The sequence below is a fragment of the Mycobacterium sp. MFM001 genome, from assembly GCF_003402475.1.
GTDB lineage: Bacteria > Actinomycetota > Actinomycetes > Mycobacteriales > Mycobacteriaceae > Mycobacterium.
The window spans coordinates 39,383-64,096 of sequence record NZ_BFAB01000006.1 but is presented as its reverse complement, the minus strand read 5'-3'; the positions used below and the strand labels follow the sequence as shown (position 1 = coordinate 64,096).

Below are 24,714 nucleotides of genomic sequence, written 5' to 3'. Positions count from 1 at the left end.
CCGTGCTGAGTACCCCAACGGTTTGCCGCGCTAAACCGGCGCCCTAGCCGACCAGCGCGATCGCGAGCAAAACGATCGCGACCACCGGGAACGTGCCCTGGATGGCCGCAGCACGCGCTTTGTCCGGCGCCGAAGCCACCAAAACGGCGGCTGCTGCCGCCATCGAGCCCACGCCGGCGAACACCAATGCCGACCCCACCGCGGTACTGCCCACCGCCAGCGCGACGATGCCCACGCCGGTCACGACCGCCAGAAACAGGTTGTAGAAACCCTGGTTGAAGGCAAGCAGCTTCGTGGTCTCGGCCTCTTCGGGGGTGGTTCCGAACGTCGCACGTGTCCGCGGCGCGGTCCACCGCAGCGACTCCATGACGAAGATGTAGACGTGTAACAGCGCCGCCAGCGCAGCGAAAACCATTGCGGCAGTGATCAATCCGTCTCCTCGTCGAAAAGTCCCGGTTGGCCCATCACCCCGACCGGCGGCGCCATGCCCAGATGCGTCCAGGCCTGCGCGGTGGCCACCCGGCCGCGCGGCGTGCGCGCAATCATGCCCGCGCGCACCAGAAACGGCTCACACACCTCCTCGACGGTGGTGGCCTCCTCCCCGACCGCCACCGCCAGCGTCGACACGCCGACCGGGCCGCCGCCGAAGCTGCGGGTCAGCGCCGAGAGCACCGCGCGGTCCAGCCGGTCCAGCCCGAGTTCGTCGACGTCGTAGACCTCCAACGCCTGCTTGGCGACGTCGCGGGTGATCACGCCGTCGGCGCGAACCTCGGCATAGTCGCGCACCCGGCGCAGCAGCCGGTTGGCGATCCGCGGGGTCCCCCGCGAGCGGCGCGCAATCTCCGACGCCGCCTCGCCGCCCAGCTCGATGCCCAGGATCCCGGCCGAACGTGCAAGCACCCGCTCCAGCTCGGCGGGCTCGTAGAAATCCATGTGCGCGGTGAACCCGAACCGGTCGCGTAACGGGCCGGTCAGCGCGCCGGAGCGAGTTGTGGCGCCCACCAACGTGAACGGTGCCACCTCGAGCGGAATCGACGTCGCCCCAGGGCCTTTCCCGACGACGACGTCGACGCGGAAGTCCTCCATCGCCAGATACAGCATCTCCTCGGCGGGCCGGGCGATGCGGTGGATCTCGTCGATGAACAGCACGTCGTGCTCGACGAGGTTGGACAGCATCGCGGCCAAGTCGCCGGCGCGTTCCAGCGCCGGCCCGGACGTCACCCGCAGCGACGAGCCGAGCTCGGCGGCGATGATCATCGCCAGCGACGTTTTGCCCAATCCCGGCGGGCCCGACAACAGGATGTGATCCGGTGTGCCGCCGCGGTTTTTGGCGCCTTCGATCACCAGCTGCAGTTGTTCGCGGACCCGCGGCTGGCCGATGAATTCGCGCAGCGAGCGCGGTCGCAGGCTGGCGTCGACGTCGCCCTCGCCGACGGTCAGCGCCGGCGTCACCTCGCGTTCGTCGGGCTCGCTCATTTCTTACCCAGCATCACCAGCGCCGCGCGCAGCGCATTCGACGTGCTGGCCTCCGGTTCGCCCGCCAGCACCTTGTCGGTGGCCTCCTCGGCCTGCTTGACCGCAAAGCCAAGTCCAACAAGGGCTTCCACTACCGGACCGCGGACCGAGTGACCGTTGACCGTTGCGGTCGGTATCGCGCCCATCTTGTCGCGCAGCTCGAGCACCATCCGCTCGGCGCCGCGCTTGCCGATGCCGGGCACCCGGGTCAGCGCGGTGACGTCGCCGTCGGCAAGGGCCTGCCGCAGCGCCGGCGCGCCGTAGACCGCGAGCGTGGCCAGCGCGATCTTGGGCCCGACGCCGGAGACCCCCAGCAACGTCAGGAACAGGTCGCGGGTGTCCGCGTCGGGAAAGCCGTAGAGCGTCATCGAGTCTTCGCGCACGATCATCGCGGTGATCAGCCGTGCCTCGCTGCCGACCCGCAGCGTCGCCAGCGTCGACGGCGCCGCCATCAGCTTGTAGCCGACGCCGGCTGCCTCGATGACGACGTGGTCCAGCGCCACGTCGAGCACTTCCCCGCGCACCGAGGCGATCATGTTGCGGCCTTGACTTTCGCGGCGAATTTCTTGCGCTGCTGGGCCGCTGCCGCTTCGGCTTGCGCCATCCGGGCGATCATCGGCGCGCGCCAGCAGTGGCAGATGGCCAGCGCCAGCGCGTCGGCGGCATCCGCGGGCGTCGGTTTGGCTTGCAGCCCAAGGATTCTGGTGACCATCGCGGTGACTTGCGTCTTACCCGCGCCGCCGTTGCCGGTGACCGCGGCCTTCACCTCGGACGGCGTGTGGAAGTGCACGGCGATGCCGCGCTTGGCGGCCGCCAATGCAATCACGCCGCCGGCCTGCGCGGTGCCCATCACCGTCGACACGTTCTGCTGGGAGAACACCCGCTCGATGGCAATCACCTCGGGATGGTGGGTGTCCAGCCAGTGCTCGACGTGCTCGCTGATGGTCAGCAGCCGGTTCGGCAGCGACTGGTCGGCCGGGGTGCGCACGACGTCGACGTCCAGGGCGACGATCTGCCGGCCCCGGCCGCTTTCGACCACCGACAGCCCGCAGCGGGTCAGTCCCGGGTCGACGCCCATCACGCGCACGCCACGCTCCCTCGATGCCGAACGGTTGTTCGATACCCTACTGGGCGGGACCGACAGCGGCCGGTAGGACACGCGGGAAGAGCCCGCCCCGCGTCATGCCTCGATCTGGGCCAGGATTTCGTCGGGGATGTCGGCGTTGGTGTAGACGTCCTGCACGTCGTCGCTCTCTTCGAGCGCGTCGACCAGTTTCATCACCTTGCGCGCGCCCTCTGCGTCGAGGGGGACGGTGACCGACGGCTGAAATCCCGCCTCCGCAGAGTCGTAGTCGATGCCGGCGTCCTGCAGCGCCGTGCGCACTGCCACCAGATCGCCCGGCTCGGTGATGATCTCGAAGCTGTCGCCGAGGTCGTTGACGTCCTCGGCGCCGGCATCGAGCACCGCCGCCAGCACGTCGTCCTCGGTCAGCCCGTTCTTGTCCAGCGTGACCACGCCTTTGCGGGCAAACAGGTAGGACACCGACCCGGGGTCGGCCATGTTGCCGCCGTTGCGGGTCATGGCGACCCGCACCTCGCTGGCGGCCCGGTTGCGGTTGTCGGTCAGGCATTCGATCAGCACCGCCACGCCGTTGGGGCCGTAGCCCTCGTAGGTGATGGTCTGGTAGTCGGCGCCGCCGGCCTCCTCGCCGGCACCCCGCTTGCGGGCCCGCTCGATGTTGTCGTTGGGTACCGAGCTCTTTTTCGCCTTCTGGATGGCGTCGTACAGCGTGGGGTTGCCCGCCGGATCACCGCCACCGACCCGGGCCGCGACCTCGATGTTCTTGATCAGCCGGGCGAAGTTCTTCCCGCGGCGCGCATCGATGACGGCCTTCTTGTGCTTGGTGGTGGCCCACTTGGAATGGCCGCTCATCGGTTACTACCTCTTGTCGTCGCTTGGCAAAGTTCGCCAGACGAGTCTACGTGGGCGGCTGGTCGGCCTCGAAGAATCCCGGTACCCATCGCTCGACCAGCGTGGCGTACGCCACGTGCGCGTCGAGTTGCACGGCGACTCCGAGCAGGCCGCCGAGCGTGCGGAGCAACATGACCCAGCCGGGCGGGATGGTCAACTGGCGGGCAAGCTTGAACCGGTCGGCGAATCCGTCGCGCATCGGGTCGGTCGTGACCAATGCCGTCTTCTGGAACCACTTGCGGGTGAAATGAAACTCACCGGCCCGCAGCGGGTCGATGTAGGCCCACAGCGGGTCGATGTACTCCACCACTTGCTCGGCGGTCAGCTCGTAGTCGCGCGGCATGAACCCGAGCTTCTTCAGCAGCCGGATCACTTCGTCCCACTGTTCGTCGCGCGCCCAGCACAGCAGTTCGCCGAACTCGGGAGGCAGGCCGCCGGGATGCTCGGCGACGGCGCCGAAATCGATGACTCCGAGCCGGCCGTCTGCCAGCACCATGAAATTGCCCGGATGCGGGTCGGCATGCACCAGCTCGACGCGTGCCGGTGAGCTCAAGATGAACTCGAAAAGCAAGGCGCACACGGAGTCTCGTTCATCTCGGGTGCCCTCGGCAATGATGTTGGAAAGACGCCGGCCCTCCATCCACTCCGAGATGATGACCTTGGGCGCGCTAGCGACGACGGCCGGCACGTAGAACTTCTCGTCGCCCGCAAAGGCTTTCGCGAAGGCACGCTGATAGTTGGCTTCCAGCCGGTAGTCCAGCTCCGCCTCGATGCGCTCGCTGACCTCTGAGACGATCCGGTCTACGTCGGCTCGCGGCACAATCTGCTTGACCACCCAGGAGAACCTTTTGATCAGCTTGAGGTCCGCGCGCAGCGCCTCGTCGGCGCCGGGGTATTGGACCTTGACGGCGACCTCGCGGCCGTCCTTCCAGATGCCCTTGTGAACCTGCCCGATGCTCGCCGAGGCGACCGGCGTGTCGTCGAAGGACTGGAAGCGGTCGCGCCATTTGGTGCCGAGCTGCGCGTCGAGCACCCGGTGCACCTTGGCCGCCGGCAGCGGCGGGGCTTCGCTTTGCAGCTTGACCAACGCTTCGCGAAACGGGTCGGCGAATTGCGGAGGGATCGCGGCCTCCATCACCGACAGCGCCTGACCGACTTTCATAGCGCCGCCCTTGAGCTCGCCGAGCACCTGGAACAGCTCGTCGGCGGCCTTCTCCAGAAGTTCGGCGTTGACCTCGTCCCTGGATTTGCCGGTCATCCGCTTGCCCACGCCCAGCGCGGCGCGCCCGGCCGCGCCCGCCGGAAGGCTCGCCAGCTTTGCGACGCGCCCGAATCGGCCCCGCACGATGTCGGCCATGCCCACATCATGCCTTGGCGGGCTGCGTTCAGGCGTCGCCGGTGACGATGTCGACGAACAGCCGGTGGATGCGGCGATCGCCGGTCATCTCCGGGTGAAACGCCGTCGCGAGGACCGGGCCCTGACGCACCGCGACAACGTGACCGGCCGCACGGGCCAGCACCTGCACGTCGGATCCGCAGCGCTCCACCCACGGCGCACGAATGAACACCGCATGCACCGGATCGTCGAGACCGGCGAACTCCAGATCGCCTTCGAACGAATCGACTTGTCGCCCAAAAGCGTTGCGCCGCACGGTCATATCGATGCCACCGAGCGGCAGCGCCTCACGCCCGCCCGCCCCGGCGTCCAGGATCTCGCTCGCCAAAAGAATCATGCCGGCACACGCCCCGTAGGCCGGCAGCCCGTCGGCCAGCCGCTTGCGCAGCGGCTCCAGCAGGTCGAGATCACGCAGCAGGTGGCTCATCGTGGTGGACTCGCCGCCCGGGATCACCAGTGCGTCGACGGCCTCGAGCTCGTCGCGGCGACGCACCGGCGCCGCAGACGCCCCGGCCTCGCGCAGGGCCGCAATGTGCTCGCGAGTGTCGCCCTGCAGTGCCAGGACGCCGACGCGTGGGTCGCTCACTCTGGCCGGAAGTCGCGCTTGTAGCGGGTCAGGCCCTCCTGCATCACCGCCGCGACCATCTCGCCGTACTGGTTGAAGATCTTGCCCTGGGTCAGCGACCGCCCGCCGCACGCCGACGGCGACGACTGGTCGTAGAGCAGCCATTCGTCGGCCCGGAACGGCCGCATGAACCACATCGCGTGGTCGAGCGAGGCGACCTGCAGGTGCTGGCGCTCCTCGAGGTGGATCACCTGCGCGGAGCCGAGCAGGGTCAGATCGCTCATGTAGGCCAGCGCACAGATGTGCAGCACATGATCGTCGGGCAGCGGGTCGCGATGGCGGAACCACACCTGCTGCTGCGACGCCAGCCCGGGCAGGCGTTCCAGCTTCTCCTGCGGCACGATCCGCACGTCCCACTCGTCGAACTGGCGGAACCCGGCGTCGTCGAACACCTTCATCGACTTCAGCCCCGGCAGGTCGTCGGGCGGCGGCGCCGAGGGCATCACGTCCTGGTGCTCGATGCCGCTCTGGTCGGTCTGAAACGACGCCGACATGGAAAAGATCGTCTCGCCGTGCTGGATCGCGTTGACCCGCCTGGTGCAGAACGAGCCGCCGTCACGGATCCGTTCGACGATAAAGATGGTGGGCGCCTTGGCATCTCCGGGCCGCAGGAAGTAGCCGTGCAGCGAGTGCACCAGAAACCGCGGATCGACCGTGCGCACCGCCGACACCAGGGTCTGGCCGGCGACGTGACCGCCGAAGGTGCGCTGCCACGCCGCGGACTCGGCGGAAAAGACGCTGCCCCGGTAGATGTTGACCTCGAGTTGCTCGAGGTCGAGGATCTGCTCGATCGCCACGGATCGTTCTTACCAGCCGCGTTCGGCCAGCCGGTGCGGCGCGGCGATCTCCTCGACGTTGATGCCAACCATCGGCTCGCCGAGCCCGCGCGACACCTTGGCCAGCACGTCGGGGTCGTCAAAGAAGGTGGTGGCCTTGACGATCGCGGCGGCCCGCTGCGCCGGGTCGCCCGACTTGAAGATGCCGGAGCCGACGAACACGCCCTCGGCGCCGAGCTGCATCATCATCGCGGCGTCGGCCGGGGTGGCGATCCCGCCGGCGGTGAACAGGGTGACGGGCAGCTTGCCGGCCCGGGCCACCTCGACCACCAGCTCGTAGGGCGCCTGCAATTCCTTTGCGGCGACGAACAATTCGTCCTCGGACAGCGACGTGAGCCGGCGGATCTCCCCGGTGATGGCCCGCATGTGGGTGGTGGCGTTGGAGACGTCGCCGGTACCGGCTTCGCCTTTGGAGCGGATCATCGCCGCGCCCTCGTTGATGCGCCGCAGCGCCTCGCCCAGGTTGGTGGCGCCGCAGACGAACGGCACGGTGAACTTCCACTTGTCGATGTGGTGGGTGTAGTCGGCCGGGGTCAGCACCTCGGACTCGTCGACGTAGTCCACGCCGAGGGACTGCAGGATCTGCGCCTCGACGAAGTGCCCGATGCGCGCCTTGGCCATCACCGGGATGGTGACCGCGGAGATGATGCCCTCGATCATGTCGGGGTCGCTCATCCGGGACACCCCGCCCTGGGCGCGAATGTCGGCGGGCACCCGTTCCAGCGCCATCACGGCGACGGCGCCGGCGCCCTCGGCGATCTTGGCCTGCTCGGGGGTGACGACGTCCATGATGACGCCGCCCTTGAGCATCTCGGCCATGCCGCGCTTGACCCGCGCGGTGCCGGTCTGCCCATTCGAAGTCACGGCTACCAGTCTAAATGGTGGCCCCCAAAGCGCCGAACGTGAAGCTGGCCGCACGCTCGGCGCCGAATGTGAAGCTGGCCGCACACTCGGCAGAAGCGGCTACCTGATCGACTGCAGCTGGCGGGGCTCGCGGGTCTGTGCCAGCGCATTCGCATCGGCCAGCAGCTCGGAGAGCTGCAGCGGGTAGACGGTCTCGCCGGCGGCGGCCAGCGAAGCGATGTCGCCGGCGTCACACCAGCGGTGGCAGTGGATGTAGCGGCGTTCCAGCTCGGTCCGCCCGGCGATCGACGGCTCGAACCGGTGCGTGCGGTAGACGAAGAAGTACTCCTCGCTGTCGAGCACCGAACCGTTGAAGTCGAAGACCGCATCACGCCGCCAGATCGGTCCGATCATGTCGGCGGCGTTGACCTGCAGGCCGGTCTCCTCGGCCAGCTCGCGCGCGGCGGTCGCGGCCAGGTCCTCGCCGTCGCGGGTCTGGCCGCCGACGGTGAACCACCACCGCGGCGCGCTTCCCGCAGGCAGCGCGGGGTCCGATCCGCACAGCAGCAGCACCGCGCCGGCGTCGTCGAGCAGCACCACCCGCGCCGACGTGCGCTTGCTCGACCGGTGCCCCGCCGAATGCGAGCGTTCGGCGATCTCGAAATAGCTTGGCAGCGAAGCGGTTCCACCCAACCGAAGCAGCCGCACCAGTGGCCGCTCGCGCAGCGCCAGCGTGTCGCGCACCGCGTCGTTGTGGAAGCGACGGGCCAGCAGCACCCGGGCTTCGGCGTCGGCCAGTTCGGCGACCAGCGCCGACGGCAGCAACGCCGGGTCGACCATCGCCAGCGCGGCAGACAACTCGTTCTCGCACGCCTCGCGGCTCTGCCGCGGCGCGCGTTCGGCCGCGTCGGCCAGCGCCGCCAGCCGCTTGCCCTCCGACGCGCCGTGGAAGGCGTCGACGGCCACCGCGCGGGCCACCACGGCGCGACGGGCCAGCGCCCCGTCCAGCGCCTGCCAGGACAGGTCGTAACGCACGTGCAGCCGGTCCAGCCGGTGGGCGGTGTGATACACCCAGGAGCCGAACACGGCCAGCAGCACCAGCAGCACGGCCAGCGCCGCGACCAGCCAGACCATCAGCTCGCCACCTGCACCTTGGTGCCGGAGCCGGCGACCGTCTCGTACACCCGCATGATCTGGTTGGCCACCACCGACCAGTCATAGCGGCGCACTGCTTCGGCGCCGGCCGCCACATACCGTTCCCGCAGCACGTCGTTCTCCAGCACCGCGACCAGCGCCGCCCCCAGCGCGGCGCTGTCCTCGACCGGCACCAGCCGCCCGGCCTGGCCGTCGCGCAGTACCCGCCGGAACGCGTGCAGGTCGCTGGCCACCACCGGGGTGCCGGCGGCCATCGCCTCCACCAGCACGATGCCGAAGCTCTCGCCGCCGGTGTTGGGCGCGCAGTAGACGTCGGCGCTGCGCAGCGCCGACGCCTTCCCGCCGTCGTCGACTTGACCCAGGAAACGCAGGTGACCCGCCAAAGACCCTGCGGCATCACGCAATTCGTCCTTGTCGCCGCGGCCGACGACCAGCAGCTGCACATCCGGGAAGCGGCGCACCACGGCAGGCAGCGCGTCCATCAGCACCGCCATGCCCTTGCGCGGCTCGTCGTAGCGGCCCAAGAACAGCACGGTCTTGCCCGGCCGGGGATATCCGTCCAAAAGCGGTGCGGCACTGATCGCCCCGACGTCGACGCCGTTGGGAATCTCGACCGCGTCGGAGCCCAGCGCCTCCATCTGCCAGCGCCGCGCCAGATCCGACACCGCGATCCGGCCGACGATCTTCTCGTGCCAGGGCCGCAGCACGCCCTGGAACACCGACAGCGTCAGCGATTTGGTGGTCGAAGTGTGAAAGGTCGCCACGATCGGCCCCTCGGCCACCCGCAGCGCCCACATGGACAGGCTGGGCGCGTTGGGCTCGTGCAGGTGCAGCACGTCGAAGTCGCCCTCGGCCAGCCAGCGCCGAACCCGGCCGTGCACTGCCGGGCTGAACTGCAGCCGGGCCACCGAGCCGTTGTACGGGATCGGCACGGCCTTGCCGGCCGAGACGACGTAGTCGGGCAGCTTCACATGCGGTGACGACGGCGCCAGCACGCTGACGGAATGCCCGCGAGAGCGCATCACCTCGGCCAGCTGCAGCACGTGCGATTGCACCCCGCCCGGCACGTCGAACGAGTACGGGCACACCATGCCGATGCGCATCAGGCCTCCTCCAACCGGGCCCGACGCTCGCGGGGCAGATCGGCCAGCCATTGCGGCTGCAGCATATGCCAGTCGGCGGGGTGTTCGGCGATGTTGGCGGCGAACTTCTCGGCGAGTGCCTGGGTGATCGCGGCGACGTCGCCGCCGGTGCAGTCCAGCGCCGGATAGATCTCGGCGCCCCAGCCGTCGCGCTCGAACCAGCAGTGCGTCGGCAGCAGTGCCGCCCCGGTTTCGAGCGCCAGCTTGGCCGGCCCGGCGGGCAGCCGGGTGGGTTCGCCGAAGAAGTCGACCTGAACCCCTTTGCGCGTGAGGTCGCGCTCGGCCATCAGGCACACGATCTTGTTGTCGCGCAGCCGTTCGCAGAGCACGTCGAAGGGCGGGCGTTCGCCGCCGGACAGCGGAAGCACCTCGAAGCCAAGGCTTTCCCGGTAGGCGATGAACCGCCGATACAGCGACTCGGGTTTGAGCCGCTCGGCCACCGTGGTGAACGTGCCGTGCGTCTGCGCCAGCCACACGCCGGCCATGTCCCAGTTTCCGCTGTGCGGCAACGCCAGCACCGCGCCGCGGCCGGCCGCCAGCGCCGCATTCAGATGTTGTTGTCCCAGAATCGTTTCGTGCAGCCGGCGGGCCAGCTTGGCGTGGTCCATCGTCGGCAACCGGAATGCTTCCCGCCAGTAGCGCGCATAGGACGCCAGCGAGGCCCGCATCAGCGAGCCGGGCACGTCGCCGGGCGGCACGCCGATGACGCGAGCCAGGTTCTTGCGCAGCTGGACCGGCCCGCCGCCTCGCGACGCGTACAGCGCGCCGGCGTCGAACACGTTGCGCGCGGCGAACTCCGGCATGGCCCGCACTACCATCCAGCCGGCCGCATAGCCCCAGTCGCTTGCCCGGTCAGCCAACGGGAAGCCGTCAACTCCGGGGAGCGAGATCACGGCTCGCTCTTCCCCGGTGCGTGCAGCGGCTCCGCCGCCCCGGGCGAGTGCCGCACGGTGTGCAGCCGCTGCGCGCAGGTGATCATGCTGGCCACCGCCAGCAGCCACATCGCCACGTGCAGCGCCCACGGCAGCGGAAACACCGGCAGATCGGACAATCCCGCGCCCACCAGCACGATGATCAACCGCTCCGGGCGTTCGATGAATCCGCCGTCGCCGCGCAGCCCGCTGGCCTCGGCGCGGGCCTTGATGTAGGAGATGACCTGCGAGGTGACCAGACAGATCAACGTCGCCACCACCAGCGACGGACTGCGCAGCCCGAACGCCGCCCACCACAACAATCCGCAGAACACCGCGCCGTCGCTGATCCGGTCGCAGGTGGCGTCCAGCACGGCCCCGAACCGGCTGCCGTTGCCGCTCTCCCGGGCCATTGCGCCGTCGACCATGTCGAACATCACGAAGAACCAGATGACGAACGTCCCGGCGAACAGCTGGCCGGTCGGAAACAGCGTCAGCGAGGCGAGAACCGATGCCGCGGTAGCCATGATCGTGACCGCGTCGGCGGTCAGGCCGAGCCGCAGCAATGCCCTCGCCACCGGCGTGGTGACCCGTGCCACCCCTTCCCGGGACAACAACTTGCTCACGACTGTTTCGCCCACTCGGTGGCCAGCAGCTGGCGGGTCTCGCGCAGCAGCTGCGGGATCACCTTCGAGTCGCCGACGATCGTGATGAAGTTGGCGTCGCCACCCCAGCGCGGAACCACGTGCACGTGCAGGTGTTCGGCCAGCGAGCCTCCCGCCGAGACTCCCAGGTTCAGGCCGACGTTGAAGCCGTGCGGCCGCGACACGGCCTTGATGACGCGGATCGCCTTCTGCGTGAACGCCATCAGCTCGGCGCTTTCCTTGTCGGTGAGGTCCTCCAGTTCGGATACCCGCCGATAGGGCACCACCATCAGGTGGCCGGGGTTGTACGGGTAGAGGTTGAGCACGGCATAGACGAGCTCGCCGCGGGCGACCACCAGGCCGTCTTCGTCGGACAGTTGCGGGATGTCGGTGAACAGCTGTGCGGGATCGGAGTTTTCCCGCTTCAGCGGCGCCTCGGCCAGATAGCTCATCCGGTACGGCGTCCACAAGCGCTGCAGCCGGTCGGCCTCACCCACGCCCCGGTCGACGATCGCGTCCTCGTCAGCCACGGCCACTCACTTTCACCAGTTCTGCAGTGGGCACGGCGTTTTCGCGGTCGGCGAGCCATTGCACAATAGCGGCGACGGCGTCGTCGCGCGGCACCCCGTTGATCTGCGTGCGGTCACCGAACCGGAAGCTCACCGCGTCGGCTGCGACGTCACGGTCGCCGGCCAGCAGCATGAACGGCACCTTCTGGTTGGTGTGGTTGACGATCTTTTTGGCCATCCGGTCGTCGCTGGTGTCCACCTCGACGCGCACGCCGTGCGCTTTCAGTTGCGCTGCAACGCTTTCCAGATAGGGCACGTGGTCGTCGGCGACGGGGATGCCGACCACCTGCACGGGCGCCAGCCACGCGGGGAACGCGCCGGCGTAGTGCTCGGTGAGGATGCCGAAGAACCGCTCGATCGACCCGAACAACGCGCGGTGGATCATCACCGGCCGCTGCCGGGAGCCGTCGGCGGCGGTGTACTCCAACTCGAAACGCTCAGGGAAGTTGAAGTCCACCTGGATGGTCGACATCTGCCAGCTGCGGCCCAGCGCGTCGCGGGCCTGCACCGAGATCTTCGGTCCGTAGAACGCCGCGCCGCCCGGATCGGGCACCAGTTCCAGGCCGGAGTCCGCCGCCACTTCGGCCAGCACGGTGGTGGCTTGGGCCCACAGCTCGTCGGAGCCGACGAACTTGTCCGGGTCCTTGGTGGACAGCTCCAGATAGAAGTCCTCCAGGCCGTAGTCGCCGAGCAGGTCGAGCACGAACCGCAGCAGCGACGCAAGCTCGGCGCGCAACTGGTCGCGGGTGCAGAAGATGTGGGCGTCGTCCATCGTGAAGCCGCGCGCCCGGGTCAGGCCGTGCACCACACCCGACTTCTCGTAGCGGTAGACGGTGCCGAACTCGAAGAGCCGCAACGGAAGTTCGCGATACGACCGGCCCCGCGACCGGAAGATCAGCGTATGCATCGGGCAGTTCATCGGCTTGAGGTAGTAGTCCTGCCCGGGCTTGCGCACTGCGCCGTCGTCGTCGTATTCGGCGTCGAGGTGCATCGGCGGGTACATCCCGTCGGCGTACCAGTCCAGGTGCCCGGAGGTGTGGAACAGGTCGGCCTTGGTGATGTGCGGGGTGTTGACGAACTCGTAGCCCGCCTCGATGTGCTTGCGCCGCGAGTACTCCTCCAGCTCCCGGCGCACAATGCCGCCCTTCGGGTGGAAAACCGCGAGGCCCGAACCGATTTCGTCGGGGAAGCTGAACAGGTCCAGCTCGGTGCCCAGCTTGCGGTGGTCGCGGCGCTGGGCTTCCTCCAGCAGTGTGAGGTGACGGTCCAATGCCTCCTGCGACTCCCAGGCGGTGCCGTAGATGCGTTGCAGGCTGGCGTTGTTCTGGTCGCCGCGCCAGTACGCCGCCGAGCTGCGCGTGAGCTTGAACGCCGGAATGTGGCGGGTGGTGGGAATGTGCGGGCCGCGGCACAGGTCGTACCAAACACGGTCCCGGGTACGGGGATTCAGGTTGTCGTAGGCGGTCAGCTCGTCGCCGCCGACCTCCATCACCGCGGGGTCGCCGGACTTGTCGTCGACCAATTCCAGCTTGTAGGGCTCATTGGCCAACTCCTCGCGGGCCTGCTCCTTGGACTCGTAGACCCGCCGGGAGAACAGCTGACCCTCCTTGACGATCTGGCGCATCCGCTTTTCCAGCGCCTCCAGATCCTCCGGCGTGAACGGCGCCGGCACGTCGAAGTCGTAGTAGAAGCCGTCGGTGATCGGCGGGCCGATGCCGAGCTTGGCAGCCGGGAACAGTTCCTGCACGGCCTGCGCCAGCACGTGGGCGCACGAATGCCTTATCACGCTGCGACCGTCTTCGGTGTTGGCCGCAACCGGGACCACCTCGGCGTCGGCCTCGGGTACCCAGTTCAGGTCGCGCAGTTTGCCGTCGGCGTCGCGCACCACCACGACCGCGTCGGGCTCGCCGCGGCCGGGCAATCCCGCCTCGCGTACCGCCGCAGCAGCGCTCGTTCCGGCTGGTACCCGGATCAGGGCTGCAGTCATCGGGGCGGTCTCCAAAGTTCGGTGGGTCGACGACCATGCTATCGGGGCGGCCCGTGGCCAAGCAGGGCCGCCGAGCCGCCACCGGAACCGCTGAAACAGCTACGCCTGGCCCGGTTTGAGCATCACGAACAGCGCTTCGCCTTCGGTCAGCAGGGTGTCGCCGTCGCTCAGGTGGCCTGAGACGAAGATCTTGCGGCCCTCGACCCGGCTGATTCCGGCCTCCACCTGCAGCTCCTTCTCGATCGGCACGATGTGCCGGTAGTCCAGATGCAGGTAGGCGGTGCGCTGGTAGGGGCCGCCCGTGAGCACCGCCGACGTCAGCCCCAGCACCGAATCGAAGAGCTGCGCAACCATGCCGCCGTGTACAGCGCCGTTGCGCCCCAAATGGAACCGGCGGAAACGGGCCCAGCCGCGGATCCGCCCGTCGTCGGTCTTGTTCATCTTCATCGGTATCGACGAGATGTTGCCGCGCATCGGCAGGTCCATCCGGCGGCCCGACGGCGAGCGCCATTCGTCGGTGTCGAACGGCGTCAACAGGTCGGACACCTTTTCCAACAGATCGGCCGCCTCGCCGATCACCTCGTCGGGTGCGTCGACGGCACGGGCATGGTCCTGCAGCACCCGCACCGCCTCGATGAACCTGCCGTAGTCGGGACCGCCTTTGGTGGTCGGCTCGGGCGGGTTGAATCCGCCGCCGGGGTGTCGCGTGTTCTCGGGTGCCACCAGGACACCGTATTGCCTCGATGGCGGCGACCCGCTGCGCCCGGCTTCGCCGCGCTTGCGATCGCCGCTAGGCGTTCTGTTCGCCGATGGCCGCCAGCAGCTCGAATTCGTCGTCCGACAGCGTGATCTCGGCGGCGGCGACGTTCTCTTCCAGGTGCGCCACGCTGGAGGTCCCGGGGATCGGCAGCATCACCGGCGAGCGTTTGAGCAGCCAGGCCAGCGCCATTTGCGAGGCGGTGGCGTCGTGCTCGCCGGCCATCCGCTGCAGCGGGCCGTCGGGGGCGGCCAGGGGGCCGGCGGCCAGCGGGAACCACGGGATGAACCCGATCTCCTCCTTGGTGCACGCGTCCAGCAGCGGCTCGGCGGCACGCGCGGTCAGGTTGTACATGTTCTGCACCGACACGATCGGTGTGATCTGCTGGGCCTGTCTCAGTTGGTCGACATCGACCTCGGACAGGCCGATGTGGCGGATCTTGCCTTCGTCTTTGAGCTTGACGAGCTCGCCGACCTGGTCGGCCAGCGGAAAATTGGCGTCGACGCGGTGCAGCTGGAACAGGTCGATCGTGTCGACCCCGAGCCGGCGCAGACTCATCTCGCATTCCTGGCGCAGATAGCTCGGGTTTCCCAGCGGGATCCACACATCCGGCCCGGTGCGCAGCAGGCCGGCCTTGGTCGCGATCACCAGGCCGTCGTAGGGGTGCAGCGCCTCGCGAATGATTTCTTCGGAGACGTAGGGGCCGTAGGAGTCGGCGGTGTCGATGAAGTTGACGCCGAGCTCCACCGCCCGACGCAGCACCCGCACGGCTTCGGCGCGGTCGGCGGGTGGGCCCCACACGCCCTTGCCGGTCAGGCGCATGGCGCCGAAACCCAGCCGGTTGACCGTCATGTCGCCGAGAGTGAACGTGCCGGATGCTTGAGCTTTTGCGGTTTGTGCAGTCACCTTTTCGACCGTACGCCGCGCCTGCGTGGCCGCCGCCGCGCGTGGCAAGCTGAAGCGCGTGGACTTGCACACGCTGACCGATCTGCCGTTGACCTATCCCGAAGTGGGCGCGACCGCCGGTCCGCCGCCACCGGGCTATGACCATCTCGGGTTTGCCACCCAAATCGGCGCCGGCCAAAAGCGTTTCGAGGACGCCGCCGACGCCGTCATGCACTGGGGCATGCAGCGTGGCGCCGGGTTGCGGGTGAAGGCCAGCAGCGACGTGGTGACGGTCGGCGCGGTGGTGCTGGTCGGTCTCGGCCCGCTGCAAGCACCCTGCCGGGTGGTGTATGTGGTCGACGAACCCGAGGCCAAGGGATTTGCCTACGGCACGCTGCCCGGCCACCCCGAGTCCGGCGAGGAGCGGTTCGTGGTGCGCCACGACCCGGTGACCGCCGCGGTGTTCGCCGAAGTGTCGTCGTTCTCCCGGCCGGTGGCGTGGTGGGCCAAGGCCGCCGGCCCGTTCACCAAGCTGGGCCAGCGGGTCATCGCCAAGCGCTACGTGCGCGCGGTGTGAGCGGATTGCGCTAACAGGCCCAGCGCGACAGCGCCGACGAGCAGACCGAAGTCGCGCAACGCGATGTCGTAGTAGCCGGACAAGGTCAACAGGTCGATGATGATGCCGGCCAGCCAGGCCGCCACCACCCACGCGCCGATGCGCGGCGCGACGGCCACCAGCACGCCGGCGACGATCTCGATCACGCCGACCAGGTACATGCACTGGTCGGCACTGCCCGGAACGATGTCGTCGATCCAGGGCGCCAGGTACATGCTCCAGTGATGCGGGTGCGTGAGCAGATTGAAGAACTTGTCCAGCCCGAACACGATCGGCGCGACGGTGAACACGACGCGCAGCAGCAGGTATGCGGCGTGCGCCGGATCCTTCAGCGTGATTGCGGGGGTGGCTTGATCGGTGGCCATGACTGCCTCCTGACTAACGGATAATAATTTGAACGTTAGAACTTGTAGAATGTAACGTCAAGCGTTTTGTTAGTTAGAAATGGGCTCGATGGACGACCTGCAGCGTGACGCCGCCGGGATCGGCGCACTCGCCGATCCAGTACGCCGCCAGCTCTACCGATTCGTGTGCTCACAAGCCGAACCGGTCAGCCGCGACCAGGCCGCCGAGGCCGTCGGCATCGCCCGCCACCAGGCGAAATTCCATCTCGACCGGCTGGCGGCCGAGGGCCTGCTGGAATGCGACTACGCCCGGTTGACCGGACGCTCGGGCCCGGGGGCGGGCCGCCCCTCGAAGCTGTATCGGCGGGCGGGCCGCGACATCGCGGTCAGCCTGCCGCAGCGCGAGTACGAGCTGGCCGGCCGGCTGATGGCCGACGCCATTGCCGAGTCCGCCGCGACGGGCGTACCCGCCGTCGACGTGCTACACCGGATCGCCCACGACCACGGCCGGGCGATAGCGCAGGACGCCGAGCGGCCGCGCGACGCCGAGTCGGCGCTGGAGCTCGCGGCGGCGCTGCTGGCCGCGCACGGCTACGAACCCCGCCGCGTCGGCGACGAGATCTGTCTGGCCAACTGCCCGTTCCACGCGCTGGCCCGCCAGCAGACCGAATTGGCTTGCGGCATGAACCACGCGCTGATCGCTGGCGTGGCCGAGGCGCTGGCGCCACACAGCCCGCACACCCGGCTCGATCCGCACCCGGACCGGTGTTGCGTGGTGCTTGCCGCGGGCTAGCCGGCCCAACGTGCCAGCAGGCGTTCGGCGCCGGCGCACAGCCGCTCGATGACGGCGGCGACGGGCTCCACCCCGGTGATCATCCCGACGCCCTGCCCGGCGTCGACGGGAGCGATCCGGTAGTCCTCGGCGGCGATCGCGTCGGCAAGCTCGGCCCGCGCGCCGGCATCGTCGGCCAGCGCGTCTTCCCGCCCGGCCCACCGTGCGACGAAGTCGTTGCGCAGCACCCGCGACGGAAACCGCTGCGGCCACGGGTATCCGCGGCCGACGTCGAACACGCGGGTGGGGGTGGTGTCGGTCTCGCGGGCGGCGATCAGTGCCTTGCGGGCGGCGTCGGTGGTCAGCGCCTCCGCGCAGGCCGACAGGCAGGTGCCCAACCACGCGCCGGCAGCGCCGGCGGCCAGCACGGCGGCGAGGCTTCGCGGCGACCCGATTCCGCCGGCGGCCAGCACCGGCACCGACACGGCGTCCAGTACCGCGTCGAGCAGCGGCAGCGTCGCGATCGTAGCCTCTCCGTGGCCGCCGCCTTCGGCGCCGCGGGCCACCAGCACGTCGATCCCTGCGTCGGCCGCCCGCCGGGCGCCGTCGGCGTCGTAAACCTGTGTGGCCGTGGCGATTCCGGCGTCACGGGCGCGCGCGGCCCAGGACAGGTCGGTGCCGAAGCTGACCGACAACAGCGCCGGCTGTGCGTCCAGAGCGGCGTCCAGCAGGTCCGGCTCCTGGCGAATCACCCAGTCCACCAAGCCAATTCCGAACGTCCCGCGCACGTGCTGCAGCTCGGCGGTCAGCGACGACGTCGACCCGGTGCTGCCCATGCCGACCATGCCCAGCCCGCCCGCCGCGGTGACCGCGGCGGCTAGTCGGCCACCGGCCACCCCGCCCATCGGCGCGTTGACGATCGGGACCCGCAGCCCCACACCGCGCGACCAGGGCGTCGACAGCAACGGCTAGAGGCTCTTGAAGACGGTCAGCAGGACCACCGAATCGTCGACCGCCTGCAGGGAGTGCCGTTGCGGCGGAATCACGACGTAGTCGCCGGTCTTGCCGTCCCAGGAGTCGTCGCCGGCGCTGATCCGGACGTGACCCTTGAGCACCTGCAGCGACGCCTGTCCCGGGCTGTCGTGTTCGGACAGCTCACGCCCGGCCAACAGCGCCATCACGGTCTGGCGCAGCTCGTGGGTATGGCCGCCGTGCAGGGTGTGCGCGGCGCGCCCGCTGCGTGTCTCGCGGGCCTCGGCCAGTTTTTCGTCGGCCAGGCTGGTCAGCGAAATCGTTTCCATGGAAGTCCTTTTCTGGTGACGTCTTCAGCTGGATAGTAGAAGAATCCCGGCGACGGCCAAGGCGATCACCTTGACCAACTCGAAGCCGACGTAGGCGTAATGGCCGCGCGAGCGCGGCGCGTTGAGGCCGGCGAGCACCTTGTCGGAGCGGCGATTCAGCCGCGGCCGCACCGCCGCCAACTGCAGGGCCAGCGCGGCGAACCCGATCACGAACGCCCCGATGACCGCGGGTGCCGGCGGGTCGGCAACGATGACCGCGACGACGACCAGCGCCAGTACGACCTCGACCGTGTTGAGCGCACGGAAAACCAGCCGCCCGATGCCGAGCCCGATCTGCAGCGTCACGTTCGGCGCGCGGAACTTCAGCGGTGCCTCGAGGAACGAGATGGCCAGCACCATGCCCAACCACACGAACGTGACCGCGACGGCGATTGCCGGTGCGGGGCTCATCGCGCGGCGCCCAGGTGCGCCATGCAGAGATCGGGTTCAGCAAACGCATCTAGCCGTTCGACGGTCACCGGCGCCGACCAGTTCTCCAATGCGCCCTGCATGAGTCCGAGGTGGATCGGGCAGACAACGCTTTGCCGCGCTTCGGCCATTTCCAGGAAGGGGCAGTGTCGCAGGCCGAGCTGTTTGCGCCCGCGCCGCTCGGGGGCGAACCCGAGTTCGTCGAGCACGTCGACCAGGTGCTCGACCGATTCCTTGGTGCGCCGGGGCGGTTCCAGTTGCCGTCCCCACGCGCGGCCGGCGGCCAGTGCCTTGGCGCCCGGATCGCGGTCGGCCGCGAAGCCCATCGCCAGGATTTCGGCCAGCAGCCGGTAGCGCCGCGGACCGCCGCGATCCATCTGACGTGTGGCGCGGAACATCAGCGCCGGGCGGCCCGGCCCCTTGCGCTCCGGCCTCACCTGCTCCACCTGCCCGTCGCCCAGCAGCGAGTCGAGATGGAACCGCACGGTGTTGGGATGCACGCCCAGCTCGTCGGCGATCGCGACGATGCTCATCGGAGCAGCCGCCGCCTTCAGCACCCGCAGCACATCGCGGCGGCGGCCGACTGGTTCCTTGATTGCGCTCATCCCTTCGGCAGGTTAGCCACCAGCGGCGTGTCCACACCCAGCGGCCCGACCTTGGCCGCTCCGCCCGGCGAGCCCAACGGCCCGTCCTGGCCCGGTAACGTTTCGCTGAAGAACGCGGCATTGTCGGCCAGATACGGCTGCAGATCCTCAGGAAGGTCGTCTTCGTAGTAGATCGCCTCGACCGGGCAGACCGGCTCACAGGCTCCGCAATCCACGCATTCGTCGGGGTGGATGTAGAGGGCGCGTCCGCCCTCGTAGATGCAGTCGACCGGGCACTCGTCCACGCAGGCCCGGTCCATCACGTCGACACATGGCTTCCCGATCACGTACGTCATGCGCTAGAGTTTACACAAGGCATATTGTAAAAACTAGGGAGGCTCGAAAATCCATGGCCGAGAACGAACTTGACGTCCGGGAGTTGCCCAAGCCGCAGAAGCACCCGACGATCTTCGCCACCTACGGCGCACTGGCCGTCGGCGAATCGTTCGTGCTGGTCAACAACCACGACCCCAAACACCTGCGCGACGAGTTCGAAACCGACTACCCGGGCAGCTACGGCTGGGAGTACGTGGAAAAGGGGCCGAAGGTCTGGCGGATCCGGATCACCAAACTCACTGCGACTTCGCTCCCCCGGATCCTCGCCAACACCGCCGAGGTCGCGGCCGAGCCGGACGTGACCGGTGCGGTGTGGAAGCTGGAAGTCCGCGATCGCGACCTGGATTCCAATGTCATTGCGCTGGCGCCGGGCGGCGGGATCGACGCGCACGCCGGCGCCGACGTCGACGTGCTGATCCACGTGCTGTCCGGCAGCGGGCGGCTGGCCACGGAGCAGGGCGAGATCGAGCTGGCCCCAGGCGCGCTGCTGTGGCTGCCGAAGCGGTCCCGACGCCAGTTCAGCGCCGGCCCCGACGGGCTGCGGTACCTGACCGTGCACCAGAAGCGCGAGATCCTGCCGCTGACTCCGACTGTGCGACAGGCAGTCTGATGGCCGGCCTGCCCTCGGCTGATCGCGCCGATAACGCCGTCCAGGGCCACTGGCTGCTGGCCCGGCTGGGCAAGCGGGTGCTGCGACCGGGCGGGATCGGGCTGACCCGCACACTTTTGGCCCGCGCCGGCGTCACCGACGCCGACGTGCTCGAGCTGGCACCCGGGCTGGGCCGCACCGCGACCGAAATCCTGGCGCGCCACCCGCGTTCGTACCTCGGCGCGGAGCAGGACCCCGACGCCGCGCGGGCGGTGCGCGATCTCGTCGCCGGCCACGGCGACGTCCGTGTCGCCGACGCCGCCGACACCGGGCTGCCCGATGCGGCCACCGATGTCGTGATCGGCGAGGCGATGCTCACGATGCAGGGCGATGCCGCCAAGCACAACATCGTCGCCGAGGCGTCGCGGGTGCTGCGGCCGGGTGGGCGCTACGCGATCCACGAACTCGCGCTCACACCGGACACCGTCTCCGACGAGGTCAAGACCGACGTGCGCCAATCCCTCGCTCGCGCAATCAAAGTCAACGCTCGCCCGCTGACGGTGACCGAGTGGACCGCGTTGCTGGCCGAGTGCGGCCTGGTGGTCGACGAGGTGGCGACGGCGCCGATGGCGTTGTTGCAGCCGCGGCGCCTGATCGCCGACGAGGGTGTGCTGGGAGCGCTGCGGTTCGCCAGGAACCTGCTGATCCACCGCGACGCCCGGCGGCGAGTGCTGACCATGCGCCGCACGTTCCGCAAGTACCGCGACCGGCTGATCGCCGTCGCGATCGTCGCGCACAAACCCGCTTAGGCCGAGTCGAGCTCGTCGAAGACGGACTGGGCGATCCGGAACGCGCTATTGGCGTCGGGCACGCTGCAGTAGATCGCCGTCTGCAGCAGAACCTCTTTGAGCTCGTCTCGGGACAGCCCGTTGCGCAGTGCGGCGCGAATGTGCGCCGCGAGTTCGTCGTCGCGGCCACGGGCGATCAGCGCGGTCAGCGCGATCATCGAGCGGCTACGCCGGTCCAGCCCGGGGCGTGTCCAGATTGCGCCCCAGGCGTATTCGGTGATCAGCGTTTGGAAGTCGCGGGTGAAGTCGGTGGTCCGGGCCTCGGCGCCCTCGACATGCCCGTCGCCGAGCACCTCGCGTCGCACAGCCATCCCGCGGTCGTACATACTGTCGGTCAATTCATCTCCACTTCTTCAGCGTGGCAAGCACATTGGCGATCTGGTCGGGCTGTTCGGCGGGCGCCAGGTGCGCGGCGTTGGGCACCTGGACGAACCGGCCGCGGCTCACGTTGGTGGCGATGAACCGCACCGAGTCCGGCGGTGTCGCGATGTCGTGCGCCCCCGCGACGGCGACAATCGGGGTGTCGATCTCGGAAAGCCGCTTGCGGGCGTCGAATTCGGCCAGCGCCTCACACGTCCGCGCGTAGCCGTCGTCGTCCACCCTCCGTAACGCGTCGAGAAGCGCTCGCGCCGACTCCGGGTCACGCTCGAAAAACCCTGGCGCGAACCATCTCTGGACCGACCGGGACACGACTTCGCCGGTGCCCCCGGTGCGAACGACCTGCGCTCGCGATTGCCAGTCGTCCGGATCGCCGATCCTGGCCGCAGTGCAGATCAGTGCGGCGGCCAGGACGCGTTCGGGGTGAGCGAGCAGCAGCTGGATTCCGACGGCACCGGCGACCGACACACCGGCGTAGGTGAACGGCCTGCCGCCCAGCGTGCGGTCCACCAGTTTGACGACACCGGCGGCCAGGTCCGCGATCGTGAAGGCGTCGCGCGGCGGCGGACTGGCGCCGTGGCCGGGAAGGTCCCAGCCGACGACGTGATAGTTGTCCGCCAGACGCCGTGCCGCGGCCGACCATAACGTGCCGACCGGCGTGCCCAGCGACGGCCCGACGACCAGCAGCGGCAGGTCCGGTGTGCCGCCCAGTTGTGCTCCGCGGATGGTGGGGACGCTCACCGGCGTTCCTTCACGATCCGTTGCGCGCGGTCCACGCTTTCGTCGATCAGCAGGTCGACGGCGCCGAAATACGTTGACGACGGCTCTTTCTCGACGAGTTCAGCGATAGCACGCTGTTCACCCTTGACGTCGGCGCTGGCCAGGTTGGCCGCCATCTGCTCGGCGTGGACGTCCAGCCCGGCAAGCAGTTCGCTGCATTGCGACCCGGCAGCCACGGTCCGGCGGGCCAGCGTGCGCAGGGTGTCCCACTCGGCATGCCAGGCGCCGTCGGGACGTTCGTCGTGGGCCAGCGCCGCAGCGGTGTGCAGTGTCGCGGCCAGCGGCGGCGCAGCCATCGCGGCGCGGCGAATCAGGATGGACAGCACAGGATTGCGCTTGCCCGGCATCGTCGACGATCCACCACGGCTTCCGGCGGCCGGCTCGCTGAGCTCGCCGATCTCCGGACGGGCCAGCGTGACGACGTCCGAGGCGATGTGGCCCCAGGCGTCCGTGCAGCCGACCAGGGCGTCACCGATCGCCGTGACCGGCGCCCGTGTGGTGTGCCACGGCAACCGGTAGTCCAAACCCAGTGCGGTCGCGGTGGTGTGCACCAGCTGGACCGAGACCTCTGAAGAGGCCAATTCGGTTGTCGCGGCGAGTGTTCCGGCGGCACCGCCGATCTGGACCGGAAAGCTCAGCGCCTCGAGTTGCCGGTAGGCGTCCACCACACCGTTCAGCCACACCGCCGCCTTGGCGCCAAACCTGGTGGGCACCGCGTGCTGGGTCAAGGTCCGGGCCACCATCGGCGTCGCGCGATGGGCTGTCGCAAGCGCGGAAAGCGTCGAAATCTGTTCGGCGAGTTGGTCTGCCAATGTTTCGACCACCCCGCAAATAGCTAGCATCAGCGCGGTGTCGAGGACATCCTGACTGGTGAGCCCGCGGTGAATCCAGCGGCCAGGCGGCGCGCCGACCCGTTCGCGCAGCAGGGCCACCAGGCCGATGACCGGGTTGCCGCCATCCTCGGCGCCCAGCGCCAGCGCTTCACAGTCCTGCGGCTGCAACAGCCCGCGAAGGTCCACCGGATCGCCCGGCGCCAGTCCCGCGCCAACCAGCGCGTCCAGCCACGCCGATTCCACTGCCACCATCGCCGCGAGCAGAGCCTGGTCGGTCATCAGGTCACCCGCGCGGTGATCGCCCGGCCACAACAGGTTCGTCATCGCGGATCACCGCGATACACCAGGAAAACCGTCTCACGCGCGCCTTGCAGGTGGATGTCGAAACGGTACCCGGCCGGCTCGGCGACACACAGCAGGGTATCCGAGAGCAGGGGCTCGCTATCCGGCAGATAGGCACGGGTGAACAACCGGTTCAACAGCCCGCGGGCGAAAACCGCGATCGCGAAGAACCCCGGCGGCCCGGGTGTCAGCGTCGTAAAGGTGTAGCGCCCAGCCGCGTCGGTGGCACATCGTCCCCACCCGGTGAACGCGTCGCCGCGCCGTAACGAACCGGCTTGCGCGACGACGCTCCCGTCGGGACCCGGCTGCCAGACTTCGACCAGCGCATCCGGGATGCCGTCGCCGGCCCCGTCGTACACCGTGCCGTGTAACCGAATGGCGTCCGGGTGATCATCGTCCACCAACCGGTTGTCGCCAGAATACGGCAGCGCGCAATGGAAGAACGGGCCGACGGTTTGCCCTGGCGTGCAGGCGAATTCACGCATGCCCACCGTCCAGAACGATGTCCCACCGGTAGCCGGTCGCGTACTCGGGCTGGGTGAGGTCGTGGTCGTAGCTGGCGATCAGCCGTTGGCGCGCAACGGGATCGACAACGGACTGGTAGATCGGATCCGACGCGAACAGCGGGTCGCCCGGAAAGTACATCTGGGTGACCAGCCGTTGGGTGAAAGCCGTTCCGAATACCGAGAAGTGGATGTGCGCGGGCCGCCACCCATTGTGGTGATTGCGCCACGGGTAGGGGCCCGGCTTGACGGTGAGGAAGCGGTAGGTTCCGTCGGCTTGGGTCAGGCACCGGCCGACCCCGGTGAAATTCGGGTCGAGCGGCGCGGGATGCTGGTCGCGCTGGTGGTGGTAGCGGCCGGCGGCATTGGCCTGCCAGATCTCGACGAGCTGGCCCGCAATCGGCCGGCCCGCCGTGTCGAGCAGCCGGCCGGTCACGACGATGCGCTCGCCGATCGGCTCACCGGCGTGGCCGGCCGTGAGGTCCGCATCACCGGGGTCGACGTCCTGCTCGCCGAAACACGGGCTACGGCGTTCGAGTTCCTCGGGGTCGACGCGGACGAACGGCGATTGCGGATGGCGCAGCGCGCTGCTGCGGTACGGCGGATAGTTCAGTCGCGGCTGCGTTTCGTCGTTGCCCTGGTACTGCGCTGCGATGCTCGCGATCTCCGCCGTGATGTCACGCTGGGACGCGACACGCTCCGCTGCAGCCGCCATGACTGCTG

32 protein-coding genes are annotated in these 24,714 nt (G+C 68.9%); 4 read left to right on the top strand and 28 right to left on the bottom strand.

Annotated features, from left to right (window positions below; genetic code table 11):
* Window positions 1-43: 43 nt before the first annotated feature.
* The 17 genes from MFM001_RS12020 to MFM001_RS11940 all read right to left on the bottom strand — a co-directional run bounded on the left by MFM001_RS12020 (window position 44) and on the right by MFM001_RS11940 (window position 15,258).
* Window positions 44-430, bottom strand: coding sequence for a DUF1304 domain-containing protein (locus tag MFM001_RS12020; protein WP_116375510.1), 387 nt, complete (start codon window positions 428-430; stop codon window positions 44-46).
* On the bottom strand, window positions 427-1,476 hold the full coding sequence (gene ruvB, locus MFM001_RS12015; RefSeq protein WP_116375509.1) for a Holliday junction branch migration DNA helicase RuvB: 1,050 nt from the start codon (window positions 1,474-1,476) through the stop codon (window positions 427-429). The genes MFM001_RS12020 and ruvB overlap by 4 nt, the downstream gene beginning before the upstream one ends.
* Complete coding sequence (ruvA, locus tag MFM001_RS12010) at window positions 1,473-2,051, bottom strand: Holliday junction branch migration protein RuvA (RefSeq protein ID WP_116375508.1); 579 nt, start codon at window positions 2,049-2,051, stop codon at window positions 1,473-1,475. Before ruvA ends, ruvB begins: the two co-directional genes overlap by 4 nt.
* Window positions 2,048-2,602 carry a crossover junction endodeoxyribonuclease RuvC gene (gene ruvC / locus MFM001_RS12005; protein ID WP_116375507.1) on the bottom strand — a complete coding sequence of 185 codons (555 nt, stop codon included), beginning with the start codon at window positions 2,600-2,602 and terminating at the stop codon, window positions 2,048-2,050. The genes ruvA and ruvC overlap by 4 nt, the downstream gene beginning before the upstream one ends.
* A gap of 93 nt (window positions 2,603-2,695) precedes the next feature.
* Window positions 2,696-3,448: a YebC/PmpR family DNA-binding transcriptional regulator gene (locus MFM001_RS12000; protein WP_116375506.1), complete on the bottom strand. Its 753-nt coding sequence runs from the start codon at window positions 3,446-3,448 to the stop codon at window positions 2,696-2,698.
* Between the two features lie 46 nt (window positions 3,449-3,494).
* Window positions 3,495-4,844, bottom strand: coding sequence for an AarF/ABC1/UbiB kinase family protein (locus tag MFM001_RS11995; protein WP_116375505.1), 1,350 nt, complete (start codon window positions 4,842-4,844; stop codon window positions 3,495-3,497).
* A 28-nt stretch (window positions 4,845-4,872) separates the two neighbouring features.
* The gene (pdxT, locus tag MFM001_RS11990; protein ID WP_116375504.1) at window positions 4,873-5,469 is read right to left on the bottom strand and encodes a pyridoxal 5'-phosphate synthase glutaminase subunit PdxT; all 597 of its coding nucleotides are present in this window, start codon (window positions 5,467-5,469) and stop codon (window positions 4,873-4,875) included.
* Complete coding sequence (gene tesB, locus MFM001_RS11985) at window positions 5,466-6,305, bottom strand: acyl-CoA thioesterase II (protein WP_116375503.1); 840 nt, start codon at window positions 6,303-6,305, stop codon at window positions 5,466-5,468. The genes pdxT and tesB overlap by 4 nt, the downstream gene beginning before the upstream one ends.
* 9 nt (window positions 6,306-6,314) lie before the next feature.
* A complete protein-coding gene (gene pdxS / locus MFM001_RS11980; RefSeq protein WP_255422285.1) occupies window positions 6,315-7,208 on the bottom strand; it encodes a pyridoxal 5'-phosphate synthase lyase subunit PdxS in 894 nt (297 codons plus the stop codon).
* A 99-nt stretch (window positions 7,209-7,307) separates the two neighbouring features.
* A complete protein-coding gene (locus MFM001_RS11975; protein ID WP_116375502.1) occupies window positions 7,308-8,321 on the bottom strand; it encodes an NUDIX domain-containing protein in 1,014 nt (337 codons plus the stop codon).
* Window positions 8,321-9,445 (bottom strand): glycosyltransferase family 4 protein, encoded by a 1,125-nt coding sequence (locus tag MFM001_RS11970; RefSeq protein WP_116375501.1) that lies wholly within the window; start codon window positions 9,443-9,445, stop codon window positions 8,321-8,323. The genes MFM001_RS11975 and MFM001_RS11970 overlap by 1 nt, the downstream gene beginning before the upstream one ends.
* Complete coding sequence (locus MFM001_RS11965) at window positions 9,445-10,377, bottom strand: phosphatidylinositol mannoside acyltransferase (RefSeq protein ID WP_238159124.1); 933 nt, start codon at window positions 10,375-10,377, stop codon at window positions 9,445-9,447. The genes MFM001_RS11970 and MFM001_RS11965 overlap by 1 nt, the downstream gene beginning before the upstream one ends.
* Complete coding sequence (pgsA, locus tag MFM001_RS11960; protein WP_116375500.1) at window positions 10,374-11,021, bottom strand: phosphatidylinositol phosphate synthase; 648 nt, start codon at window positions 11,019-11,021, stop codon at window positions 10,374-10,376. The genes MFM001_RS11965 and pgsA overlap by 4 nt, the downstream gene beginning before the upstream one ends.
* Entirely contained in the window at window positions 11,018-11,569 is a 552-nt protein-coding gene (locus tag MFM001_RS11955; protein ID WP_238159122.1) for an HIT domain-containing protein, read from the bottom strand. Before MFM001_RS11955 ends, pgsA begins: the two co-directional genes overlap by 4 nt.
* Window positions 11,562-13,595, bottom strand: coding sequence for a threonine--tRNA ligase (gene thrS, locus MFM001_RS11950; protein ID WP_116375498.1), 2,034 nt, complete (start codon window positions 13,593-13,595; stop codon window positions 11,562-11,564). The genes MFM001_RS11955 and thrS overlap by 8 nt, the downstream gene beginning before the upstream one ends.
* A 99-nt stretch (window positions 13,596-13,694) precedes the next feature.
* On the bottom strand, window positions 13,695-14,318 hold the full coding sequence (locus tag MFM001_RS11945) for a PaaI family thioesterase (RefSeq protein WP_116375497.1): 624 nt from the start codon (window positions 14,316-14,318) through the stop codon (window positions 13,695-13,697).
* A gap of 67 nt (window positions 14,319-14,385) precedes the next feature.
* Window positions 14,386-15,258: an aldo/keto reductase gene (locus MFM001_RS11940; protein ID WP_116375496.1), complete on the bottom strand. Its 873-nt coding sequence runs from the start codon at window positions 15,256-15,258 to the stop codon at window positions 14,386-14,388.
* A 58-nt stretch (window positions 15,259-15,316) separates the two neighbouring features.
* Here MFM001_RS11940 and MFM001_RS11935 point away from each other — a divergent pair, with 58 nt between their 5' ends.
* On the top strand, window positions 15,317-15,814 hold the full coding sequence (locus tag MFM001_RS11935; RefSeq protein WP_116375762.1) for a DUF1990 family protein: 498 nt from the start codon (window positions 15,317-15,319) through the stop codon (window positions 15,812-15,814).
* Here MFM001_RS11935 and MFM001_RS11930 read toward each other — a convergent pair.
* Window positions 15,796-16,218 carry a DoxX family membrane protein gene (locus MFM001_RS11930; protein WP_116375495.1) on the bottom strand — a complete coding sequence of 141 codons (423 nt, stop codon included), beginning with the start codon at window positions 16,216-16,218 and terminating at the stop codon, window positions 15,796-15,798. The two genes, MFM001_RS11935 and MFM001_RS11930, sit on opposite strands and share 19 nt — an antisense overlap.
* 88 nt (window positions 16,219-16,306) lie before the next feature.
* On the opposite strand from MFM001_RS11930, the gene MFM001_RS11925 reads away from it, so the two are divergent.
* Entirely contained in the window at window positions 16,307-16,990 is a 684-nt protein-coding gene (locus MFM001_RS11925) for a metalloregulator ArsR/SmtB family transcription factor (RefSeq protein WP_116375494.1), read from the top strand.
* On the opposite strand, the gene MFM001_RS11920 is transcribed toward MFM001_RS11925, so the two are convergent.
* Genes MFM001_RS11920 through fdxA form a run of 5 tightly spaced genes read right to left on the bottom strand, consistent with a single transcriptional unit; the run spans window position 16,987 to window position 19,678 of the window.
* The gene (locus MFM001_RS11920) at window positions 16,987-17,934 is read right to left on the bottom strand and encodes a nitronate monooxygenase family protein (protein WP_116375493.1); all 948 of its coding nucleotides are present in this window, start codon (window positions 17,932-17,934) and stop codon (window positions 16,987-16,989) included. The two genes, MFM001_RS11925 and MFM001_RS11920, sit on opposite strands and share 4 nt — an antisense overlap.
* A gap of 3 nt (window positions 17,935-17,937) precedes the next feature.
* On the bottom strand, window positions 17,938-18,270 hold the full coding sequence (locus tag MFM001_RS11915; protein ID WP_116375492.1) for a cupin domain-containing protein: 333 nt from the start codon (window positions 18,268-18,270) through the stop codon (window positions 17,938-17,940).
* A 24-nt stretch (window positions 18,271-18,294) separates the two neighbouring features.
* A complete protein-coding gene (locus MFM001_RS11910; RefSeq protein WP_116375491.1) occupies window positions 18,295-18,720 on the bottom strand; it encodes a hypothetical protein in 426 nt (141 codons plus the stop codon).
* Window positions 18,717-19,343, bottom strand: coding sequence for a metalloregulator ArsR/SmtB family transcription factor (locus MFM001_RS11905; protein WP_116375490.1), 627 nt, complete (start codon window positions 19,341-19,343; stop codon window positions 18,717-18,719). Before MFM001_RS11905 ends, MFM001_RS11910 begins: the two co-directional genes overlap by 4 nt.
* Window positions 19,340-19,678 (bottom strand): ferredoxin, encoded by a 339-nt coding sequence (gene fdxA / locus MFM001_RS11900; RefSeq protein WP_116375489.1) that lies wholly within the window; start codon window positions 19,676-19,678, stop codon window positions 19,340-19,342. The genes MFM001_RS11905 and fdxA overlap by 4 nt, the downstream gene beginning before the upstream one ends.
* Window positions 19,679-19,731: 53 nt before the next feature.
* Here fdxA and MFM001_RS11895 point away from each other — a divergent pair, with 53 nt between their 5' ends.
* On the top strand, window positions 19,732-20,328 hold the full coding sequence (locus tag MFM001_RS11895) for a DUF2249 domain-containing protein (RefSeq protein WP_116375488.1): 597 nt from the start codon (window positions 19,732-19,734) through the stop codon (window positions 20,326-20,328).
* Window positions 20,328-21,116 carry a class I SAM-dependent methyltransferase gene (locus MFM001_RS11890; protein ID WP_116375487.1) on the top strand — a complete coding sequence of 263 codons (789 nt, stop codon included), beginning with the start codon at window positions 20,328-20,330 and terminating at the stop codon, window positions 21,114-21,116. The genes MFM001_RS11895 and MFM001_RS11890 overlap by 1 nt, the downstream gene beginning before the upstream one ends.
* Here MFM001_RS11890 and pcaC read toward each other — a convergent pair.
* Genes pcaC through pcaH form a run of 5 tightly spaced genes read right to left on the bottom strand, consistent with a single transcriptional unit; the run spans window position 21,113 to window position 24,706 of the window.
* Window positions 21,113-21,481, bottom strand: a complete 369-nt coding sequence (gene pcaC / locus MFM001_RS11885; protein ID WP_116375486.1) for a 4-carboxymuconolactone decarboxylase — start codon at window positions 21,479-21,481, stop codon at window positions 21,113-21,115. The genes MFM001_RS11890 and pcaC overlap by 4 nt on opposite strands.
* Before the next feature lie 13 nt (window positions 21,482-21,494).
* Window positions 21,495-22,274 (bottom strand): alpha/beta fold hydrolase, encoded by a 780-nt coding sequence (locus tag MFM001_RS11880; RefSeq protein ID WP_116375485.1) that lies wholly within the window; start codon window positions 22,272-22,274, stop codon window positions 21,495-21,497.
* On the bottom strand, window positions 22,271-23,470 hold the full coding sequence (locus MFM001_RS11875; RefSeq protein ID WP_116375484.1) for a lyase family protein: 1,200 nt from the start codon (window positions 23,468-23,470) through the stop codon (window positions 22,271-22,273). The genes MFM001_RS11880 and MFM001_RS11875 overlap by 4 nt, the downstream gene beginning before the upstream one ends.
* Window positions 23,467-23,973, bottom strand: a complete 507-nt coding sequence (gene pcaG / locus MFM001_RS11870; protein ID WP_116375483.1) for a protocatechuate 3,4-dioxygenase subunit alpha — start codon at window positions 23,971-23,973, stop codon at window positions 23,467-23,469. The genes MFM001_RS11875 and pcaG overlap by 4 nt, the downstream gene beginning before the upstream one ends.
* Window positions 23,966-24,706 (bottom strand): protocatechuate 3,4-dioxygenase subunit beta, encoded by a 741-nt coding sequence (gene pcaH / locus MFM001_RS11865; protein ID WP_116375482.1) that lies wholly within the window; start codon window positions 24,704-24,706, stop codon window positions 23,966-23,968. The genes pcaG and pcaH overlap by 8 nt, the downstream gene beginning before the upstream one ends.
* Between the last annotated feature and the right edge of the window lie 8 nt (window positions 24,707-24,714).

What these genes read in the sequence shown, in the direction of transcription:
- ruvB (WP_116375509.1), bottom strand. Translation starts at nt 1,476, where the DNA reads ATGAGCGAGCCCGACGAACGCGAGGTGACGCCGGCGCTGACCGTCGGC.
- ruvA (WP_116375508.1), bottom strand. Translation starts at nt 2,051, where the DNA reads ATGATCGCCTCGGTGCGCGGGGAAGTGCTCGACGTGGCGCTGGACCAC.
- MFM001_RS12000 (WP_116375506.1), bottom strand. Translation starts at nt 3,448, where the DNA reads ATGAGCGGCCATTCCAAGTGGGCCACCACCAAGCACAAGAAGGCCGTC.
- MFM001_RS11995 (WP_116375505.1), bottom strand. Translation starts at nt 4,844, where the DNA reads ATGGCCGACATCGTGCGGGGCCGATTCGGGCGCGTCGCAAAGCTGGCG.
- MFM001_RS11975 (WP_116375502.1), bottom strand. Translation starts at nt 8,321, where the DNA reads ATGGTCTGGCTGGTCGCGGCGCTGGCCGTGCTGCTGGTGCTGCTGGCC.
- MFM001_RS11970 (WP_116375501.1), bottom strand. Translation starts at nt 9,445, where the DNA reads ATGCGCATCGGCATGGTGTGCCCGTACTCGTTCGACGTGCCGGGCGGG.
- thrS (WP_116375498.1), bottom strand. Translation starts at nt 13,595, where the DNA reads ATGACTGCAGCCCTGATCCGGGTACCAGCCGGAACGAGCGCTGCTGCG.
- MFM001_RS11930 (WP_116375495.1), bottom strand. Translation starts at nt 16,218, where the DNA reads ATGGCCACCGATCAAGCCACCCCCGCAATCACGCTGAAGGATCCGGCG.
- MFM001_RS11925 (WP_116375494.1), top strand. Translation starts at nt 16,307, where the DNA reads ATGGACGACCTGCAGCGTGACGCCGCCGGGATCGGCGCACTCGCCGAT.
- MFM001_RS11915 (WP_116375492.1), bottom strand. Translation starts at nt 18,270, where the DNA reads ATGGAAACGATTTCGCTGACCAGCCTGGCCGACGAAAAACTGGCCGAG.
- MFM001_RS11910 (WP_116375491.1), bottom strand. Translation starts at nt 18,720, where the DNA reads ATGAGCCCCGCACCGGCAATCGCCGTCGCGGTCACGTTCGTGTGGTTG.
- MFM001_RS11905 (WP_116375490.1), bottom strand. Translation starts at nt 19,343, where the DNA reads ATGAGCGCAATCAAGGAACCAGTCGGCCGCCGCCGCGATGTGCTGCGG.
- fdxA (WP_116375489.1), bottom strand. Translation starts at nt 19,678, where the DNA reads ATGACGTACGTGATCGGGAAGCCATGTGTCGACGTGATGGACCGGGCC.
- MFM001_RS11895 (WP_116375488.1), top strand. Translation starts at nt 19,732, where the DNA reads ATGGCCGAGAACGAACTTGACGTCCGGGAGTTGCCCAAGCCGCAGAAG.
- MFM001_RS11890 (WP_116375487.1), top strand. Translation starts at nt 20,328, where the DNA reads ATGGCCGGCCTGCCCTCGGCTGATCGCGCCGATAACGCCGTCCAGGGC.
- pcaC (WP_116375486.1), bottom strand. Translation starts at nt 21,481, where the DNA reads ATGTACGACCGCGGGATGGCTGTGCGACGCGAGGTGCTCGGCGACGGG.
- MFM001_RS11875 (WP_116375484.1), bottom strand. Translation starts at nt 23,470, where the DNA reads ATGACGAACCTGTTGTGGCCGGGCGATCACCGCGCGGGTGACCTGATG.
- pcaG (WP_116375483.1), bottom strand. Translation starts at nt 23,973, where the DNA reads ATGCGTGAATTCGCCTGCACGCCAGGGCAAACCGTCGGCCCGTTCTTC.
- pcaH (WP_116375482.1), bottom strand. Translation starts at nt 24,706, where the DNA reads ATGGCGGCTGCAGCGGAGCGTGTCGCGTCCCAGCGTGACATCACGGCG.